The 19,466-nt window shown below is 69.3% G+C and carries 15 protein-coding genes; 12 read left to right on the plus strand and 3 right to left on the minus strand.

The annotated features are described in order from the left end of the window. Positions 1–202: 202 nt before the first annotated feature. Entirely contained in the window at positions 203–3,217 is a 3,015-nt protein-coding gene (uvrA, locus tag OHA61_RS30080) for an excinuclease ABC subunit UvrA (protein WP_406305668.1), read from the plus strand. Between the two features lie 228 nt (positions 3,218–3,445). On the opposite strand, the gene OHA61_RS30085 is transcribed toward uvrA, so the two are convergent. Further along, positions 3,446–4,438, minus strand: coding sequence for an IS481 family transposase (locus OHA61_RS30085; RefSeq protein WP_406302827.1), 993 nt, complete (start codon positions 4,436–4,438; stop codon positions 3,446–3,448). 124 nt (positions 4,439–4,562) lie between these two features. Next, positions 4,563–5,456 carry a carbohydrate kinase gene (locus tag OHA61_RS30090; RefSeq protein WP_406305669.1) on the minus strand — a complete coding sequence of 298 codons (894 nt, stop codon included), beginning with the start codon at positions 5,454–5,456 and terminating at the stop codon, positions 4,563–4,565. 123 nt (positions 5,457–5,579) lie between these two features. Between OHA61_RS30090 and OHA61_RS30095 the strand changes: the two genes are divergently transcribed. Further along, on the plus strand, positions 5,580–6,008 hold the full coding sequence (locus OHA61_RS30095; protein WP_266477571.1) for a Rieske (2Fe-2S) protein: 429 nt from the start codon (positions 5,580–5,582) through the stop codon (positions 6,006–6,008). Between the two features lie 6 nt (positions 6,009–6,014). Here the strand turns inward: OHA61_RS30095 and OHA61_RS30100 are convergent, their stop codons facing one another. After that, on the minus strand, positions 6,015–6,947 hold the full coding sequence (locus tag OHA61_RS30100; protein ID WP_406305670.1) for a hypothetical protein: 933 nt from the start codon (positions 6,945–6,947) through the stop codon (positions 6,015–6,017). 302 nt (positions 6,948–7,249) lie between these two features. Here OHA61_RS30100 and uvrC point away from each other — a divergent pair, with 302 nt between their 5' ends. The 10 genes from uvrC to OHA61_RS30150 all read left to right on the plus strand — a co-directional run bounded on the left by uvrC (position 7,250) and on the right by OHA61_RS30150 (position 19,418). Further along, the gene (uvrC, locus tag OHA61_RS30105; RefSeq protein ID WP_406305671.1) at positions 7,250–9,232 is read left to right on the plus strand and encodes an excinuclease ABC subunit UvrC; all 1,983 of its coding nucleotides are present in this window, start codon (positions 7,250–7,252) and stop codon (positions 9,230–9,232) included. After that, on the plus strand, positions 9,229–10,167 hold the full coding sequence (gene rapZ / locus OHA61_RS30110; RefSeq protein WP_406305672.1) for an RNase adapter RapZ: 939 nt from the start codon (positions 9,229–9,231) through the stop codon (positions 10,165–10,167). The genes uvrC and rapZ overlap by 4 nt, the downstream gene beginning before the upstream one ends. Further along, the gene (gene yvcK, locus OHA61_RS30115) at positions 10,164–11,198 is read left to right on the plus strand and encodes a uridine diphosphate-N-acetylglucosamine-binding protein YvcK (protein WP_406305673.1); all 1,035 of its coding nucleotides are present in this window, start codon (positions 10,164–10,166) and stop codon (positions 11,196–11,198) included. The genes rapZ and yvcK overlap by 4 nt, the downstream gene beginning before the upstream one ends. Further along, positions 11,189–12,178 carry a DNA-binding protein WhiA gene (gene whiA / locus OHA61_RS30120; protein WP_215093490.1) on the plus strand — a complete coding sequence of 330 codons (990 nt, stop codon included), beginning with the start codon at positions 11,189–11,191 and terminating at the stop codon, positions 12,176–12,178. Before yvcK ends, whiA begins: the two co-directional genes overlap by 10 nt. A 166-nt stretch (positions 12,179–12,344) precedes the next feature. After that, the gene (locus OHA61_RS30125; protein WP_406305674.1) at positions 12,345–15,290 is read left to right on the plus strand and encodes a M14 family zinc carboxypeptidase; all 2,946 of its coding nucleotides are present in this window, start codon (positions 12,345–12,347) and stop codon (positions 15,288–15,290) included. A gap of 191 nt (positions 15,291–15,481) precedes the next feature. Further along, entirely contained in the window at positions 15,482–16,492 is a 1,011-nt protein-coding gene (gene gap, locus OHA61_RS30130; protein WP_266477587.1) for a type I glyceraldehyde-3-phosphate dehydrogenase, read from the plus strand. 117 nt (positions 16,493–16,609) lie between these two features. After that, on the plus strand, positions 16,610–17,821 hold the full coding sequence (locus OHA61_RS30135; RefSeq protein ID WP_361914345.1) for a phosphoglycerate kinase: 1,212 nt from the start codon (positions 16,610–16,612) through the stop codon (positions 17,819–17,821). A 5-nt stretch (positions 17,822–17,826) separates the two neighbouring features. After that, positions 17,827–18,603, plus strand: coding sequence for a triose-phosphate isomerase (gene tpiA, locus OHA61_RS30140; RefSeq protein WP_406305675.1), 777 nt, complete (start codon positions 17,827–17,829; stop codon positions 18,601–18,603). A 108-nt stretch (positions 18,604–18,711) separates the two neighbouring features. Next, complete coding sequence (gene secG / locus OHA61_RS30145) at positions 18,712–18,948, plus strand: preprotein translocase subunit SecG (RefSeq protein ID WP_186357070.1); 237 nt, start codon at positions 18,712–18,714, stop codon at positions 18,946–18,948. Between the two features lie 134 nt (positions 18,949–19,082). Beyond that, positions 19,083–19,418, plus strand: coding sequence for an RNA polymerase-binding protein RbpA (locus OHA61_RS30150; RefSeq protein ID WP_003957010.1), 336 nt, complete (start codon positions 19,083–19,085; stop codon positions 19,416–19,418). The last annotated feature ends 48 nt before the right edge of the window (positions 19,419–19,466 follow it).

Consider the following 19,466-nt stretch of genomic DNA (forward strand, 5'->3'; position numbering starts at 1 on the left):
GGGGCCGACGATAGCCCGGCCACTCGATCGGGTGAAGTCGTCAGAGCGTGGCCGTAAATCGAATGCGCGTGCTATAGGCTCAGTGGAGGCATCCTGGTTGGTGCAGTCATTTCACAGCTTGGAATCCAAACGTTCCGGCGGCCCCCATAGTCTGGCGACGGGGGCTGTGCCCCCGCTTCTCTCAAGAAAGGTGCGGACCGGCGTGGCCGACCGTCTCATCGTCCGTGGCGCTCGCGAGCACAATCTCAAGAACGTCTCGCTCGACCTCCCGCGTGACTCACTCATCGTTTTCACCGGGCTCTCGGGGTCGGGCAAGTCGTCTCTCGCGTTCGACACGATCTTCGCCGAGGGGCAGCGCCGGTACGTCGAATCGCTCTCCTCGTACGCCCGGCAGTTCCTCGGTCAGATGGACAAGCCGGACGTCGACTTCATCGAGGGCCTGTCCCCGGCCGTCTCGATCGACCAGAAGTCGACCTCGCGCAACCCTCGCTCGACGGTCGGCACCATCACCGAGGTGTACGACTACCTCCGCCTCCTCTTCGCCCGTATCGGCAAGCCCCACTGCCCCGAGTGCGGCCGTCCCATCTCGCGTCAGTCGCCGCAGGCCATCGTCGACAGGGTGCTGGAGCTGCCCGAGGGCAGCCGCTTCCAGGTCCTCTCTCCCCTCGTGCGCGAGCGCAAGGGAGAGTTCGTCGACCTGTTCGCCGACCTCCAGACCAAGGGGTACAGCCGGGCGCGGGTGGACGGACAGACGATCCAGCTCGCCGAGCCTCCGACCCTGAAGAAGCAGGAGAAGCACACCATCGAGGTGGTCGTCGACCGCCTCACCGTCAAGGAAGGCGCCAAGCGCCGGCTCACCGACTCGGTCGAGACCGCGCTCGGGCTCTCCGGCGGCATGATCGTGCTCGACTTCGTCGACCTCCCGGAGGACGACCCCGAGCGCGAGCGGATGTACTCCGAGCATCTGTACTGCCCCTACGACGACCTGTCCTTCGAGGAGCTGGAGCCCCGCTCCTTCTCCTTCAACTCGCCCTTCGGCGCCTGCCCCGACTGCACCGGCATCGGCACGCGCATGGAGGTGGACCCCGAGCTGATCGTCCCGGACGAGGAGAAGTCCCTCGACGAGGGCGCGATCCACCCCTGGTCCCACGGCCACACCAAGGAGTACTTCGGGCGGCTGATCGGCGGGCTCGCCCAGGCGCTCGGCTTCTCCACCGACATGCCCTGGGCCGGGCTGCCTCAGCGCGCCAAGAAGGCCCTGCTGTTCGGCCACAAGACCCAGGTCGAGGTCCGCTACCGCAACCGTTACGGCCGGGAGCGGGCGTACACCACCCCCGCGTTCGAGGGAGCCGTGCAGTTCGTCAAGCGGCGGCACACCGAGGCCGAGAGCGACTCCAGCAGGGAGCGCTTCGAGGGCTATATGCGCGAAGTGCCCTGCCCGACCTGTGAGGGCACCCGGCTCAAGCCGATCGTCCTCGCGGTCACGGTGATGGAGAAGTCCATCGCCGAGGTCTCCGCCATGTCCATCAGCGAATGCGCCGACTTCCTCGGCCGGCTGACGCTGAACGCGCGGGACAAGAAGATCGCCGAGCGGGTCCTCAAGGAGGTCAACGAACGACTGAGGTTCCTCGTCGACGTCGGCCTCGACTACCTCTCGCTGAACCGTGCGGCCGGCACGCTCTCCGGCGGCGAGGCCCAGCGCATCCGGCTCGCCACCCAGATCGGCTCCGGCCTGGTCGGCGTGCTGTACGTCCTGGACGAGCCGTCGATCGGACTGCACCAGCGCGACAACCACCGGCTCATCGAGACCCTCGTACGGCTCCGCGACATGGGCAACACCCTCATCGTCGTCGAGCACGACGAGGACACCATCAAGGTGGCGGACTGGGTCGTCGACATCGGCCCCGGCGCCGGTGAGCACGGCGGCAAGGTCGTGCACTCCGGCTCGCTGAAGGACCTGCTGGCCAACAAGGCCTCGATCACCGGTCAGTACCTCGCCAAGAAGCGGTCCATCCCTACGCCCGACATCCGCAGGCCCATGGATCCGGGACGGCTGCTCACCGTTCACGGCGCCCGCGAGAACAACCTGCGCGACATCGACGTCTCCTTCCCGCTCGGCGTGTTCACGGCGGTCACCGGAGTCTCCGGCTCCGGCAAGTCGACGCTGGTCAACGACATCCTCTACACCCACCTCGCCCGCGAGCTGAACGGCGCGAAGTCGGTGCCGGGCCGCCACACCCGGGTCGACGGCGACGACCTCGTCGACAAGGTGGTGCATGTCGACCAGTCGCCCATCGGCCGTACTCCGCGCTCCAACCCGGCGACGTACACCGGTGTCTTCGACCATGTCCGCAAGCTCTTCGCGGAGACGATGGAGGCCAAGGTCCGCGGCTACCTCCCCGGCCGCTTCTCCTTCAACGTCAAGGGCGGCCGCTGTGAGAACTGCTCGGGCGACGGCACCATCAAGATCGAGATGAACTTCCTTCCCGACGTGTACGTCCCGTGCGAGGTCTGCCACGGAGCGCGCTACAACCGGGAGACCCTGGAGGTCCACTACAAGGGCAAGTCCATCGCCGAGGTGCTGGACATGCCGATCGAGGAGGCGCTGGACTTCTTCGAGGCCGTCCCCACGATCTCGCGCCATCTGAGGACGCTCAACGAGGTGGGCCTCGGCTATGTCCGCCTCGGCCAGTCGGCGCCGACGCTCTCCGGCGGTGAGGCACAGCGCGTCAAGCTGGCGAGCGAGCTCCAGAAGCGCTCCACCGGGCGCACGGTCTACGTCCTGGACGAGCCGACGACCGGTCTGCACTTCGAGGACATCAGCAAGCTGATCAAGGTGCTGTCCAACCTGGTCGACAAGGGCAACACGGTCATCGTCATCGAGCACAATCTGGACGTCATCAAGACCGCGGACTGGGTTGTCGACATGGGCCCCGAGGGCGGCAGCGGCGGCGGCCTGGTCATCGCCGAGGGCAGCCCGGAGCAGGTCGCGGGAGTGCCGACCAGCCACACCGGCAAGTTCCTGCGGGACATCCTGGACGGGGAGCGGATCAGCGACGCGGTAGTGCCGGCGGCGCGCAAGGCTCCCAAGACGGCGGCGAAGAAGACCGTCGCGGGGAAGAACGCGGTCGCCGCGAAGAAGAACGCGGTGGCGGCGAAGTCGGCGCCGGTGAAGAAGACGGCGACGGCACGGACGGCGAGGGCGCGCAAGGCCTGACCGCGGAGTGCGCGGGTCGCCTGCGGCGGGCTTGTTCCCCGCCCCGCCCCTTCCCGAACTGGGGGCAAGCCCCCAGACCCCCGTATGCGACCTTCGGCCGCATGTCCTCAAACGCCGGACGGGCTGAAATTTCCGCCGGTCGGCCTGAGCATTCAGGCCGACCGGCGGAAATTACAGCCCCGCCGGCGATTGAGGCGCGGGGGTCCGGGGGCAGTGCCCCGGGTGGGGCTAGATGTACTGCCCAGGGACGTTGGTCAACCTGGTGATGGGTGGTTTGCCGCTGGTTGCGGTGTGGGGGCGGTGGTGATTGTAGTGATGGAGCCAGGCCGGCAGGGCTTTGCGGCGGGCTGATTCGCTGGAGTAGAAGCGGCCAAGAGCCCAGCCGTCGGCCAGGGTGCGGTGGAAGCGTTCGACCTTGCCATTGGTCTGTGGCCGGTAGGGCCGGGTCTTCTTCGGCGTGATTCCCAGCTCGGTGCAGGCCTGTGTCCAGTGCCGGGAGCGGTAGGCCGAGCCGTTGTCGGTGAGCACCCGCTCGACCCTCACGCCGCGGGCGGCGAACCAGTCGACCGCGCGTCGCAGGACACCGACCGCCGTGGCGGCTTTCTCGTCGTCGCAGATCTCGGCGTAGGCGACCCGGGAATGATCGTCGACGACGGTGTGGACGAACGCGGTGCCCAGCAGCGGTCCGCGGTACTTGTTGCGGGGCCTGTCCGGGGTCGCGGCGCGGTTCCTGCGGCCCTGGACGCGTCCGACGTAGCGCCAGCCGCCGCCGTCGGGAACGTTCCCGAGCTTCTTCACGTCGATGTGGAGCATCGCGCCGGGATGGTCGTGTTCGTAGCGGCGGACCGGCTCGCCGGTGGCGCGGTCGATGTGCGAGAGCCGGTTGATCCGGCACCGGGTCAGGACCGCGTGCACGGTGGAGGCAGGCATGCCGAGCCGTCCGGCGATCTGGACCGGGCCCAGACGCTGCTTCCAGCGCAGGTGCACGATCTTGCGGACCTGCGGCTGCGTGGTTCGGGCAGGACTGCGGTGCGGCCGTGAGGACCGGTCGCCCATGGCCTGGGCACCGGACTCGGCGTAACGGACGGCCCACCGCTTCGCGGTCGGCCAGGACACGTCATAACGCTCGGCCGCACGAGCGACCGGCCACCCGTCATCAACAATCAGACGCGCCAGGCGAAGACGGGCACGAGGAGTCAAAGCAGCGTTAGCGTGAGACACGAAGGCCTCCAGGTTGGCGGAGCGGTTCCTAGACAGCTCCACTCCACAACCGGAGGCCTTCGCCATCTCACAGATTCAGACCGTGTCGTCGCACAAACTCAACCAACCTGCCCGGGCAGTACAGCTAGAACAGCTCCGACGCATACGGCGGCTCCGCCCCCGTGCGGGAGCAGGTCACCGCTGACGCCCGGGCCGCGAAGTGCAGGACCTCGTGCCAGCCGTCCGCGTCCAGCGCCGCCATCGCGTCCGCGGTGAGGGCGTCCCGGGCCGCGAGGCCGTGCAGCAGCGCGGCGTTCACCGTGTCGCCCGCGCCGATGGTGTCCGCGACCGCCACCGGGACGGCCGGGACCGAGACCTCCAGGCCGGACCTCGTCCGGACCGTCAGACCCTCCGAGCCCGCCGTCAGCACCACCGCCCCGGGCCCCTGCGGCACACCGCCGAGCCACTCGGCGTCGTCCTCCGACAGCTTCAGCAGCGACACGGACGGCAGCCACCCGGCGAACCGCGCCCGGTAGGCATCCGCATCCGGAATCAGACCGGCCCTGATATTCGGGTCGAGCAGGGTGAAGACCCCGCGCCCCGCCTCCCGCCGCAGCAGCGCCTCGTACGCACTGGCGCCGGGCTCAAGCACCAGCGAGCAGGCCCCGAATGCCACGGCCCGTACCGAATCGGGCAGCTGAGGCGGCAGCTCGAAGAGCCGGTCGGCGCTGCCCTGCGTATAGAAGCCGTAGTGGGCGGAGCCGTCCGCGCCTATGGTCGCGACGGCCAGCGTCGTCGGCTCGGGGCCACGCTGTACGAGGGAGGTGCTGACCCCCGCCGCATGCAGCCCGTCCAGCAGCGCATCGCCGAAGCCGTCCGTCGAGACCCGCGAGCAGAAGCCGACCGATGTGCCCAGCCGCCCGAGCGCGACAGCCGTGTTGTACGGCCCGCCGCCGAGCCGGGGCAGCAGCGCGGGCAGGGGGACGCCGTCCCCCTGCGGGACCAGATCGATCAAGGACTCTCCGGCGACGACGATCACGGGCCGAACGTAACCCATCGCCTCCCGGGGTGACAGGGAGCCCACCGGCAGGGCCGCCGATCTCCGTCGGTATCGTCGGGTCTGTCACCGACGCCCCGATCGACCGATGCCTGTGGAGTTTCCATGTCCGGCCAGTCCGCCGCCCGCCGTACGGTGCTGAAAGGCGCCGCCCTCGCCGGCGCAGCCGGGCTGGGGGTCGCGGCCTGCTCCACCGAGTCGAAGCTCGGGCACGCCGAAAACCCCACGCCGACCGCGCCCGTCGAGCTCGGCGCGGCCGATGCCGTCCCGGTCGGCGGTGCCAAGCTCTATCGCGAGCAGCGGCTCGTCGTCAGCTGCCCGGCCAAGGGCCAGTACAAGGCCTTCAGCGCGCAGTGCACGCACGCGGGCTGCGTCCTGGACAAGGTGGAGGGCACCGAGGGCAACTGTCCCTGTCACGGCAGCCGTTTCGATGTGACGACCGGCAAGGCTGTTCAGGGCCCGGCGACCGTGCCGCTTCCCGAGGTCCCGATCAGGGCCGAGGGCGGCAAGCTCGTCGCCGGTCCGGGCGCGTGAGCGCTCTCACTCCCAGTCCCAGTCGATCCCCAGGATTCCGGGCCGTACGCCCTGCTCCACCAGATGCACCGTGCGATGGCGCCCGCTCAGGGTGAGCTCCGTCCGTGCCCCGCGGGGGGCACCCGTCGTGGCCTGCGCGAATCTGCGGCAGCGCACCGGCAGCGCGCCCTCGTCGAAATGCACCTGCAGTACGTACTGCCCGCCCGCGAAGCTGAAGCCCCGCACATACTCGCCGCTCGGCCCGCCGGTCCCGTCCTTGAAGCCGTAGCCGAAGAGGTACGTCTCACCAGCGCGCAGCCGGGCGTCGAAGAGCAGCTCCGCGACGAGCACCCCGGTCTCGCGGTGCCACCGCACCCTTCCCGTGCGGCAGTTTTCCAGCGCGCTGACCTCCACCCGCTCCGGATCGCAGCCGGGGTCGCCGTGGTGGATGGCCAGATAGCGGTCGGTCCCGTCGCGGTGGGCGCGTACGACATGCGCCGAGTCGCGCCCCAGCAGCTCGCGCCCCGCCCCGATCCGCACCCGCTCGTGGTGGCCCACCGTGTGCAGCCCGCCGTCGGCGGGTGAATCCAGATCGGCGAGCAGCTGCTCGACGGCGCCGGAAGCCTCCACCAGCGAGCGGTAGGAGCGCGCGGCGGGGCGCTCGACGTCCGTGCGCGCGCCGCCCTCGTCGGCATCGAGCAGCCTGATCAGCGAGTTCCCGGGCAGTTCGAGCACGTCCTCCAGGGCGCGTACGGCGCGCAGTGACTCGGGCCGCTGCGGACGCCGCGCGCCCTGCTGCCAGTAACTCAGACTGGTCACACCGACCTTGATGCCGCGGTGCGCGAGATGGTGCTGGACGCGCTGGAGCGGCAGCCCGCGCACCGCGAGCGCGGCGCGCAGCGCCAGATGGAAGGGGCCGGTGTGCAGCACCTGTGCCAGATCGGCCTCGGTGTGCCCCATGGTTCCTCCAGCGGCCTTCGGGAAGCGAGTGAAATGTTCACGGTGGAGTGAGCCGCTGAGGGTGGGCGGCGACGGGCGTCCAGGTGGAACGGGACGGAAGGTGTTCACATCCCGGCCGTGGCATTCACAGCGCCGTGTCACCCCGCATTGAAGCGCGTTGACCTGCCCTCGACAAGGACTGATGCCGAACCGCAGCTTCCGGACACGCTCCTCCATCCCCACTCCGGCGTGGGGTTCCAGGGCGGGGTCCCGGCACACACCAGGGGCCCGCACTGTCACCCCCCGCCAGTAGGGTGGAGCGCATGGCAGACCCCTCCAGCTACCGCCCCAAGCCGGGACAGATCCCCGACTCGCCGGGGGTCTACAAGTTCCGCGACGAGCACCGCCGGGTGATCTACGTCGGGAAGGCGAAAAGCCTGCGCCAGCGCCTCGCCAACTACTTCCAGGACCTGGCGAGTCTGCACCCGCGCACCCGCACCATGGTCACCACGGCCGCCTCCGTCGAGTGGACCGTCGTCTCCACCGAGGTCGAGGCGCTCCAGCTGGAGTACTCCTGGATCAAGGAATTCGACCCCAGGTTCAACGTCAAGTACCGGGACGACAAGAGCTATCCGTATCTCGCGGTCACCCTCAATGAGGAGTTTCCGCGGGTCCAGGTGATGCGCGGCGCCAAGAAGAAGGGCGTGCGCTACTTCGGTCCGTACGGCCATGCCTGGGCGATCCGCGAGACCGTCGACCTGATGCTGCGCGTCTTTCCCGTCCGTACGTGCTCCGCGGGGGTCCTGAGGAACCACCAGCAGAAGGGACGCCCCTGTCTGCTCGGCTACATCGGCAAGTGTTCCGCACCCTGTGTAGGCCGGGTCACCCCCGAGGAACACCGCGAACTGGCCGAGGAGTTCTGCGACTTCATGGCGGGCCGCACCGGCACCTACATCCGCCGCCTCGAGAAGCAGATGACGGCGGCCGCCGAGGAGATGGAGTACGAGAAGGCGGCCAGGCTGCGCGACGACATAGGTGCGCTCAAGCGGGCTCTGGAGAAGAACGCGGTCGTGCTCGCGGACGCCACCGACGCCGATCTGATCGCCGTCGCCGAGGACGAGCTGGAAGCCGCCGTGCAGATCTTCCATGTCCGCGGCGGACGCGTCCGCGGCCAGCGCGGCTGGGTCACCGACAAGGTCGAGGCCGTCGACACCGCGGGCCTCGTCGAGCACGCGCTGCAGCAGCTGTACGGCGAGGAGAAGGGCGACGCGGTCCCCAAGGAAGTCCTCGTCCCGGCGCTGCCCGAGGACACCGGCGCGGTCAGCCAGTGGCTGAGCGAGCGCCGCGGCTCGAACGTCTCGCTGCGCATCCCCCAGCGCGGCGACAAGAAGGACCTGATGGAGACGGTCCAGCGCAATGCCCAGCAGGCCCTCGCACTGCACAAGACCAAGCGCGCCAGCGACCTGACGACCCGCTCGCGCGCCCTGGAGGAGATCGCCGAGGCCCTCGGCCTCGACTCGGCGCCGCTGCGGATCGAGTGCTTCGACATCTCCCACCTCCAGGGCGAGGACGTCGTGGCGTCCATGGTGGTCTTCGAGGACGGCCTGGCCCGCAAGAGCGAGTACCGCCGCTTCCAGATCAAGGGCTTCGAGGGTCAGGACGACGTCCGGTCCATGCACGAGGTCATCAGCCGCCGCTTCAAGCGCTATCTGGCCGAGAAGGACAGGACGGGGGAGTGGATCGGCGAGGACGCCCCCGAAGACGCCCCGGAGGACGACCGCAAACGCAAGCGTTTCGCGTATCCGCCGCAGCTTGTCGTGGTCGACGGCGGACAGCCCCAGGTGGCCGCCGCCCAGCGTGCACTCGACGAGCTCGGCATCGACGATGTCGCCGTCTGCGGACTGGCCAAGCGCCTGGAGGAGGTCTGGCTGCCGCACGACGACGACCCGGTGGTCCTGCCGCGCTCCAGCGAGGGGCTGTATCTCCTGCAGCGGGTCCGTGACACAGCTCACGACTTCGCCATCCGCTACCAGCGCTCGAAGCGGACCAAGCGCATCCGGATCAGCCCGCTCGACGCCGTGCCCGGTCTCGGCGAGACCCGTAAGCAGGCGCTGATCAAGCATTTCGGCTCGGTGAAGCGGCTGAAGCAGGCGACAATCGAGCAGATCTGCGAGGTTCCCGGCATGGGTCGCAAGACCGCGGAGTCCGTGGTCGTGGCCCTTGCCCGGGCGGCCCCGGCCGCCCCTGCCGTGAATACGGCAACAGGAGAGATCATTGAAGAGAACGACGGGGGAAGCACGACATGACTGAGCACGACGGAGACGGAGCAGCAGACGTGAGTACGGGCACCACGATCGAGCCCGGCGGAGCCGCGGAGGCGGCCATCCCCGAGCTGGTCATCATCTCCGGTATGTCGGGTGCCGGGCGCAGCACGGCCGCGAAGTGTCTGGAAGACCTCGGCTGGTTCGTCGTCGACAACCTGCCGCCCGCGCTGATCCCCACGATGGTGGAGCTCGGCGCCCGCTCGCAGGGCAACGTCGCCCGGATCGCCGTCGTCGTGGACGTACGCGGCAGGCGGTTCTTCGACAACCTTCGTGAATCCCTCGCCGACCTGGACTCCAAGCAGGTCACGCGGCGGATCGTTTTCCTCGAGTCCTCCGACGAGGCCCTGGTCCGGCGTTTCGAGTCGGTCCGCCGTCCGCACCCGCTGCAGGGCGACGGCCGGATCGTCGACGGCATCGCCGCCGAGCGTGATCTGCTGCGCGAGCTGCGCGGCGACGCCGACCTGGTGATCGACACCTCCAGCCTCAACGTGCACGAGCTGCGCGCCAAGATGGACGCCCAGTTCGCGGGCGACGAGAAGCCGGAGCTGCGCGCCACGGTGATGTCGTTCGGGTTCAAGTACGGACTGCCCGTCGACGCGGATCTCGTCGTCGACATGCGCTTCCTGCCGAACCCGCACTGGGTCCCCGAGCTGCGCCCCTTCACCGGCCTGAACGAAGAGGTGTCGAACTACGTCTTCAATCAGCCCGGCGCCAAGGAGTTCCTCGACCGCTACACCGAGCTGCTCCAGCTGATCGCCGCCGGTTACCGCCGTGAGGGCAAGCGGTACGTCACCATCGCCGTCGGCTGCACCGGTGGCAAGCACCGCTCCGTCGCCACGTCCGAGAGGCTGGCCGCCCGGCTCTCCTCCGCCGGGATCGAGACCGTCGTCGTCCACCGGGACATGGGGCGCGAGTGACCGGACGCAACCTTCGTCTGAGGCGGCTGCGCAGGGCCACGCACGCGCCGACGGGACGGAAACGCGGCGCGCAGCCCAAGGTCGTCGCGCTCGGCGGCGGCATGGGCCTGTCCGCGTCGCTCACGGCCCTGCGCCGGATCACCGGCGACCTCACCGCGGTCGTCACCGTCGCCGACGACGGCGGCTCCAGCGGACGGCTCCGCGACGAGCTGGGCGTGCTGCCCCCCGGCGACCTGCGCAAGGCCCTGGCGGCACTGTGCGGCGACGACGATTGGGGCCAGACCTGGGCCCGCGTCATCCAGCACCGCTTCCAGTCCCAGGGCGACCTGCACGAACACGCGGTGGGCAATCTGCTGATCGTCGCCCTGTGGGAGCAGCTGGGCGACCATGTCCTGGCGCTGGACCTGGTCGGCAAGCTGCTGGGCGCGCACGGCCGGGTGCTGCCCATGTCCGCCGTGCCGCTGGAGCTCCAGGCGCTGGTACGGGGCCACGACCCCGCCCGCCCGGACGAGGTGGACACGGTCCGTGGCCAGGCCACCGTCGCGCTCACCCCGGGCGAGGTGCAGTCCGTGCACCTCGTCCCGCACGACCCGCCCGCCGTCCCGGAGGCCGTCGAAGCGGTCCTGGACGCCGACTGGGTGGTCCTCGGCCCCGGTTCCTGGTTCTCCTCGGTGATCCCGCATCTGCTGGTGCCCGAACTGTTGGACGCGCTGGTCGAGACCAGGGCCCGCCGGGTCCTCTCGCTCAACCTCGCGCCTCAGCCCGGCGAAACAGATGGCTTCTCACCGCAGCGTCATTTGGAGGTTTTGGGACGACACGCGCCTAAACTCGCCCTGGACGTGGTGCTGGCCGACGAGGCCGCTGTGCCCGACCGCGAGTCCCTCGCCGACGCCGCAAAGCGGTTCGGCGCCGCGGTCGAGCTGGCGCCCGTGGCCTCGCCCAATGGTGTTCCGAAGCATGATCCGGAGCTGTTGGCCGCCGCGTACGACCGTATTTTTCGGATGCATGGAAGGATCGGCCCATGGCGATGACGGCAGCGGTGAAGGACGAAATCTCCCGGCTTCCCGTCACCCGGACCTGCTGCAGAAAGGCGGAGGTCTCGGCGATCCTTCGGTTCGCGGGCGGGCTGCATCTGGTCAGCGGCCGCATTGTGATCGAGGCGGAGCTGGACACCGGCATCGCGGCACGCCGGCTGAAGCGGGACATCCTGGAGATCTTCGGCCACAGCTCCGAGCTCATGGTGATGGCGCCCGGGGGACTGCGCCGCGGCTCGCGCTATGTCGTACGGGTGGTGGCGGGCGGCGACCAGCTGGCCCGCCAGACCGGTCTGGTCGACGGCAGGGGCCGCCCGATCCGGGGACTGCCGCCGCAGGTCGTCTCGGGCGCCACGTGTGACGCGGAGGCCGCCTGGCGCGGCGCGTTCCTGGCACACGGTTCGCTCACCGAGCCGGGCCGCTCCTCCTCGCTGGAGGTCACCTGCCCGGGCCCGGAGGCCGCTCTCGCGCTGGTCGGCGCCGCCCGTCGGCTCTCCATCGCCGCCAAGGCGCGCGAGGTGCGCGGTGTGGACCGCGTCGTCGTGCGCGACGGGGACGCGATCGGCGCGCTGCTGACCCGCCTCGGCGCCCACGAGTCCGTGCTCGCCTGGGAGGAGCGGCGGATGCGGCGCGAGGTGCGCGCCACCGCCAACCGCCTCGCCAACTTCGACGACGCCAATCTGCGCCGCTCGGCGCGCGCCGCGGTCGCCGCGGGCGCCCGCGTCCAGCGCGCGCTGGAGATCCTCGGCGAGGAGGTGCCCGAGCACCTCGCGGCGGCCGGACGGCTGCGCATGGAGCACAAGCAGGCATCCCTGGAGGAGCTGGGCGCGCTCGCCGACCCGCCGCTGACGAAGGACGCCGTCGCGGGCCGTATCCGCCGACTGCTTGCGATGGCGGACAAGCGGGCCCAGGATCTCGGCATTCCGGGCACGGAGTCCAACCTCACCGAGGAGATGGCGGACGGCCTCGTGGGCTGATCCACCCTCACCACTCGTTCCACCGGCCGCTGTCGGCATTCACCCGAACGCCGACAGCGGTTTTGTGTGCACTCTTTCGGACGGCGTGGCTGTCTTGACATGGCCATGGGGTGTGATGAGTCTGGCGTCTGTTCACTTTCCTGGCAGACACCAGCAAGGGGGGCCAATGAGACGAAGAGCGAGATCGATCCTCGCCGCCGTATCACTCCTGACAGCCGGACTCGCGGCCGCGCCGCTCGCCCAGGCACAACCCGCGGGCGGCGGCGACGGACTGTCCGTATGGCGCGCCCAAGTCACCAAGACCCAGGTCCCGCTGATCCTCGCGGCGGGCGCCGACGGCCACGAACTGACCGAGCAGGTGCCCGACAAGGGCGCCGCCACCGTGGAGCTCTACCTCACCGACAGGCAGGCCGCCGCTCTGCGCAAGCAGGGCATCGAGGTCACCGAGCACACCGTCTCGTCCTCCGCCGAGAAGCGGGTGGCGGCAGCGGGCGACGGCGTCTTCCGCCCGTACGGCGGGGACAACGGACTAAAGCGCGAGATCCTCGCCACCGCGCAGGCCAATCCCGCCCTCACCAAGGTCGTCAGCATCGGCAAGACCGTCAAGGGCCAGGACATCCTCGCCCTCAAGGTCAGCAAGGGCGCCAAGAAGTACCGGGACGGCTCCAAGCCCTCCACGCTGTATCTGTCCAACCAGCACGCGCGTGAGTGGATCACCCCGGAGATGACCCGGCGGCTGATGCACTACTACCTGGAGAACTACGGTAAGGACCCGCGGATCACGAAGATCGTCGACTCCACCGAACTGTGGTTCGTCATCTCCGCCAACCCCGACGGCTACGACTACACGTTCACCGGCACCGACGAGCGCCAGTGGCGCAAGAACCTCCACGACAACAACGGCGACGGCAAGATCACCCCGGGCGACGGCGTCGACCTCAACCGGAACTTCGCCTACAAGTGGGGCTACGACAACGAGGGTTCGTCCCCCGACCCGGCATCCGAGACCTACCGCGGCACCGGCCCGGCCTCCGAGCCCGAGACCAGGGCGCTCGACGCCTTCGAGAGGCGCATCGGCTTCGAGTACGGCATCAACTACCACTCCGCGGCCCAGCTGCTCCTGTACGGAGTCGGCTGGCAGGTCGCCACCCCGACCCCGGACGACGTGCTCTACCAGTCCCTCGCCGGTACGCCGCAGAACTCCGCGATCCCCGGCTACCGCCCCCAGGTCTCCTCCGAGCTCTACACGACCAACGGCGAGGCCGACGGCCACGCGGCCAACGTCAACGGGATGATGATGTACACCCCGGAGATGTCGACCTGCGGGACCGCCTCGCGCATCGACCCCAACGACCCCTGGAACCCGGCCGACTGCGCGTCGGTGTTCACCTTCCCCGACGACGAGAAGCTGATCCAGCAGGAGTTCGCCAAGAACATCCCGTTCGCGCTCTCCGTCGCCGAGACCGCCGCCCATCCCGATCAGCCCTCCTCCTCGCTCGGTCTGAAGGCCGCGGACTTCACCCCCGACGCCTTCACCACCTCCTACGCGCGCGGTGGCGACCAGGAAGTCTCCGTCGTCGCCCGTAAGTCCGTACGCGACAAGGAGTTCAAGTACCGCGTCAACGGCGGCCGTACGCACGACCAGACACTCAGGCGCTGGAAGGGCGGCGAGACGTACGGCGGCGACGACAACATCCGCTTCGACGAGTACCGCGCCAAGGTCCGGGACGGTGACGTCGGCGACACGGTCGAGGTCTGGTTCACCGGCGAGACCCGGGCCGGAGAGCCCACCGCCAGCGAGCACTTCACCTACACGATCGCGCAGCGGCCGCGCGCCGACACACTGGTGATCGCCGAAGAGGGCGGCACCACCCCGGCGAAGAACACCGCCGCGTACACCAGGGCCCTCGCGGACAACGGCCGCCGTGCCGCGGTCTGGGACGTCGCGACGCAGGGCGTCCCGAGCGCGCTGGGCGTGCTCGACCACTTCAAGACCGTCGTCTGGTACACCGGCGCGGGCCAGCCCTCCGCGGCGACCACCGGCGTCGTACGGGACTACCTCAACGAGGGCGGCAAGCTGATCAACGCCGGTGAGCAGGCCGGCGGCACCATCGACCTGGGCGGCGCGGACTCCAACGACTTCGCCCAGTACTACCTCGGCGCCTACAACCGCGTCGGGCTCAAGTCCCCGCCCTCCTTCGCCGGTTCCGGGACGCTCGCGGGCGCGACGGCGGCGCTCGGCGACGCGAGCGGCAATCCGCTCGACCTGGCCGGGGCGTACACCATCACGTCGGACACCCTCAAGCCCGACCGGTTCCCGCAGTTCGAGAGCGCGTCGGCGGGCACCTATCCGGGGACGCGCACGCCCTTCGAGCCCGCCGCGGGCGACTGGTTCGCCGCGGCGAAGCACCAGGACGACGCGTACATGCGCCTGGCGCGCACGGTGGATCTGTCCGGCACGGCGGCCACCGCGAAGCCGAGCCTGCAGTTCCAGCTCAGCTACGACACCGAGCGCGGTTTCGACAATGTCGTCGTCGAGGCGCACACGGTGGGCCAGGACGACTGGACGACCCTGCCGGACGCCAACGGCGGCACCACCAGCGAGGTGCCCGTCCAGTGCGAGGAGGGCTACTACGTCAACGGCCACCCGTTCCTCGCCCACTACCTGACGGTCGCGGCCGCCGGCTGCACGGCGACCGGCACCAGCGGCGCGTGGAACCGCTTCACGGGCTCCTCCAACGGCTGGCAGCAGGTCTCGGTGGACCTCAGCGCCTACGCCGGAAAGCAGGTCGAGCTGTCGATCTCGTACGTCTCCGACCCGGGCACCGGCGGGATCGGCGCCTTCGTCGACGACACCAGGCTCGTCGTCTCCGGCACCCCGCAGGGTCCCGAGGGCTTCGAGACCGCGCTCGGCCCGTGGGCCGTGCCAGGACCGCCGGCCGGCAGCCCGGGGAACACGGTCGACTGGGCGCGGGCCCAGGCGCTCTTCCACTCCCAGGCCGCCGTCACCACCGAGGACACCGTGCTCATCGGCTTCGGCCTCGAGCACGTGCCCGCTCCGGGCGACCGCAAGAACGTCATCCGGAAGGCGCTGAGGGCCCTCGGCAGCTGACACCGGGAGGCACGCCAAGGCGGCTCCTGCCCCTGCCAGAACCCTACTGAGGGGTAGGAGTCGCCGTGGCGCGCACAGGCCCTCTCGATGTCACTCACAGGCCGCCAGGGGGGTAGGGTCGTAGGCGGTCGGGGACATCCCATACAGCTCGCCGGCGTCGAAACCCGGCGTACCAACGAGGAGATCGGTTCGTGACGATCCGCGTAGGCATCAACGGCTTTGGCCGCATCGGTCGTAACTACTTCCGCGCGCTGCTGGAGCAGGGTGCTGACATCGAGATCGTGGCTGTCAACGACCTTGGTGACACTGCGACCACCGCCCACCTTCTGAAGTACGACACCATCCTGGGCCGCCTCAAGGCCGAGGTGACCCACACCGCCGACACGATCACCGTCGACGGCCGCACCATCAAGGTGCTGTCCGAGCGCAACCCCGCCGATATTCCGTGGGGCGAGCTGGGCGTCGACATCGTCATCGAGTCCACCGGCATCTTCACGAAGAAGGCCGACGCCGCGAAGCACATCGCCGGCGGCGCCAAGAAGGTCCTCATCTCGGCTCCGGCCAAGGACGAGGACATCACCATCGTGATGGGCGTCAACCAGGACAAGTACGACGCGGCCAACCACCACGTCATCTCCAACGCCTCCTGCACCACCAACTGTGTGGCGCCGATGGCCAAGGTTCTCGACGAGAACTTCGGCATCGTCAAGGGGCTGATGACCACGGTCCACGCGTACACGAACGACCAGCGCATCCTTGACTTCCCGCACTCGGACCTGCGCCGCGCCCGCGCCGCCGCCGAGAACATCATCCCGACCACCACCGGTGCCGCGAAGGCCACCGCTCTGGTCCTTCCGCAGCTCAAGGGCAAGCTCGACGGCATCGCGATGCGCGTTCCGGTCCCGACCGGTTCGGCCACCGACCTTGTGGTGGAGCTGCAGCGCGAGGTCACCAAGGACGAGGTCAACGCCGCGTTCAAGAAGGCCGCCGACTCCGGCGACCTGCAGGGCGTTCTCTTCTACACCGAGGACCCGATCGTCTCCTCGGACATCGTCGGCGACCCGGCCTCCTGCACCTTCGACTCCTCCCTGACCATGGTCCAGGAGGGCAAGTCGGTGAAGATCCTCGGCTGGTACGACAACGAGTGGGGCTACTCCAACCGCCTCGTGGACCTCACGGTCTTCGTCGGCGGCCAGCTCTGATCTGCAAGCTGATCTGCAAAGAGAGCACCACGATGTGAGCGACAGGGCTTGGGCCGCGCAACGAAGCGCCGCCCAGGCCCTGTCGCACGTACCAGCCGCAGGAGGAGCCGCATTCTCATGAAGACGATCGACCAACTTCTCGACCAAGGGGTCGCGGGCAAGCGGGTATTCGTCCGCGCCGACCTCAATGTGCCGCTCGACGGCACCACGATCACCGACGACGGCCGCATCCGCGCGGTCCAGCCGACCGTCGCCAAGCTCGCCGAGGCGGGCGCGCGCGTCGTCGTCGCCTCGCACCTGGGCCGCCCCAAGGGCGCCCCGGACCCGGCCTTCTCGCTCGCCCCGGCCGCACGGCGCCTCGGTGAGCTGCTCGGCGCCGATGTCGCGTTCGCGACCGACACCGTCGGTGAATCGGCCAAGGCCGTCGTCGCGGGCCTCGCCGACGGCCAGGTCGCCGTCATCGAGAACCTCCGCTTCAATGCCGGCGAGACGAGCAAGGACGACGCCGAGCGCGGCGCGTTCGCGGACCAGCTGGCCGCGCTCGCCGATGTGTACGTCGGCGACGGCTTCGGGGCCGTCCACCGCAAGCACGCCTCGGTGTACGACCTCCCGGCCCGGCTGCCGCACGCCGCCGGCTACCTCATCGCCACCGAGGTCGGCGTCCTGAAGAAGCTCACCGAGGAGGTGCAGCGCCCGTACGTCGTGATCCTCGGCGGCGCCAAGGTCTCCGACAAGCTCGGCGTCATCGACGAGCTGCTCGGCAAGGCCGACCGCATCCTCATCGGCGGCGGCATGGCCTACACCTTCCTCAAGGCCAAGGGCCACGAGGTCGGCATCTCCCTCCTCCAGGAGGACCAGATCCCGACCGTCACCGAGTACATGGAGCGCGCCGAGAAGAACGGCGTCGAGATCGTTCTGCCGGTCGACATCCTCGCCTCGGGCGAGTTCCCCGACCTGAAGACCAAGGCCCCGGCCGACTTCATCACCGTCGACGCCGACAAGATCCCCGCCGACAAGGAGGGTCTGGACATCGGCCCGAAGTCGCGCGAGCTGTTCGCGTCGAAGATCGCCGACGCCGAGACCGTCTTCTGGAACGGCCCGGTGGGCGTCTTCGAGCACCCCGACTACGCCCAAGGCACCAAGGCCGTCGCCGAGGCGCTGCTCGGCAGCAAGGGCTTCACCGTTGTCGGCGGCGGCGACTCGGCAGCCGCCGTGCGCACGCTCGGTTTCGACGAGAACGCATTCGGCCACATTTCCACCGGCGGTGGCGCCAGCCTCGAATACCTCGAGGGCAAGACGCTCCCCGGCCTCGCCGCACTGGAGGACTGAAAACCGTGAGTGACCGTATCCCGCTGATGGCGGGCAACTGGAAGATGAACCTCAACCACCTCGAGGCCATCGCGCACGTCCAGAAGCTCGCCTTCGCCCTGGCGGACAAGGACTACGAGGCCGTCGAGGTCGCCGTCCTGCCGCCCTTCACCGACCTGCGGTCCGTACAGACCCTGGTCGACGGCGACAAGCTCAAGATCAAGTACGGCGCCCAGGACATCTCGGCGCACGACTCCGGCGCGTACACCGGCGAGATCTCGGGCCCGATGCTGGCCAAGCTGAAGTGCACCTACGTCACCGTGGGCCACTCCGAGCGCCGCCAGTACCACGCCGAGACGGACGAGCTCTGCAACGCCAAGGTCAAGGCCGCCTTCAAGCACGGCCTGACCCCGATCCTCTGCGTCGGAGAGGGCCTGGACATCCGCAAGGCGGGCAACCAGGTCGAGTACACGCTCGCGCAGCTCGACGGCGGCCTCAGCGACGTCCCGGCCGAGCAGGCCGAGTCGATCGTGATCGCGTACGAGCCGGTGTGGGCCATCGGCACCGGCGAGGTCGCGACCCCCGAGGACGCGCAGGAGGTCTGCGGTGCGATCCGCGGGCGTCTGGCGGAGCTGTACTCCGAGGAGCTGGCCGCCAAGGTCCGCATCCAGTACGGCGGCTCGGTGAAGGCCGGGAACGTCGCCGCGATCATGGCGCAGCCCGATGTGGACGGTGCCCTGGTGGGCGGTGCGGCGCTGGACGCCGAGGAGTTCGTCAAGATCGTCCGGTTCCGCGACCAGTGAGTATGCGGTAGCGCGGATCCGTCGTACCCTTGCGGGGGCCGAGTAGGCAGCATGGAAATGCCACCCGGCCCCCGTCCTCCATTTGAGTCCTAGGAAGTTGGTCCAGCCGTGATTGTCGGGTTCTCGATTGCCCTGATCATCTTCAGTGGCTTGCTGCTGCTGCTGGTGCTGATGCACAAGGGGAAGGGCGGCGGCCTCTCCGACATGTTCGGTGGCGGAATGCAGTCCTCGGTGGGTGGCTCCTCGGTCGCCGAGCGTAACCTCGACCGCATCACCGTGGTAATCGGTCTGCTGTGGTTTGCCTGCATTGTCGTACTTGGTCTGCTGATCAAGTTGGACAGCTGACCCAGGCCATCCACGTCCCGGGGTGGGGTGTAACTCCAATCACTGGACGAGCGTTGGGCCTTACGTAGACTGGGGCACCGCGGCGCAGCCGCTGTGAGACGCTGTGCAGCACCATCACGCAGGGAGTTACGACCGTGGCAAGTGGCAACGCGATCCGGGGAAGCCGGGTCGGAGCGGGGCCGATGGGTGAGGCCGAGCGGGGCGAGTCCGCGCCGCGCCTGCGCATCTCCTTCTGGTGCTCCAACGGGCACGAGACGCAGCCGAGCTTCGCCAGCGACGCACAGGTCCCCGATACGTGGGACTGCCCGCGCTGCGGCTTCCCGGCCGGTCAGGATCGGGACAATCCACCGGACCCGCCGCGTACGGAGCCGTACAAGACGCACCTCGCCTATGTGCGCGAGCGGCGCAGCGACGCGGACGGTGAGGCGATTCTCGCCGAAGCGCTGGCCAAACTGCGGGGCGAGATCTAGAGATTGCGGTCCGGCCGGACACCCGAGGGTGCCCGGCCGGACTTTCTT

The organism is Streptomyces sp. NBC_00885, assembly GCF_045207475.1.
GTDB lineage: Bacteria > Actinomycetota > Actinomycetes > Streptomycetales > Streptomycetaceae > Streptomyces.

Bases quoted from the DNA above. Each gene is read 5' to 3' on its own strand.
- uvrC (WP_406305671.1), top strand. From the start codon at position 7,250: ATGGCAGACCCCTCCAGCTACCGCCCCAAGCCGGGACAGATCCCCGAC.
- whiA (WP_215093490.1), top strand. From the start codon at position 11,189: ATGGCGATGACGGCAGCGGTGAAGGACGAAATCTCCCGGCTTCCCGTC.
- OHA61_RS30100 (WP_406305670.1), bottom strand. From the start codon at position 6,947: ATGGGGCACACCGAGGCCGATCTGGCACAGGTGCTGCACACCGGCCCC.
- OHA61_RS30125 (WP_406305674.1), top strand. From the start codon at position 12,345: ATGAGACGAAGAGCGAGATCGATCCTCGCCGCCGTATCACTCCTGACA.
- OHA61_RS30135 (WP_361914345.1), top strand. From the start codon at position 16,610: ATGAAGACGATCGACCAACTTCTCGACCAAGGGGTCGCGGGCAAGCGG.
- rapZ (WP_406305672.1), top strand. From the start codon at position 9,229: ATGACTGAGCACGACGGAGACGGAGCAGCAGACGTGAGTACGGGCACC.
- OHA61_RS30095 (WP_266477571.1), top strand. From the start codon at position 5,580: ATGTCCGGCCAGTCCGCCGCCCGCCGTACGGTGCTGAAAGGCGCCGCC.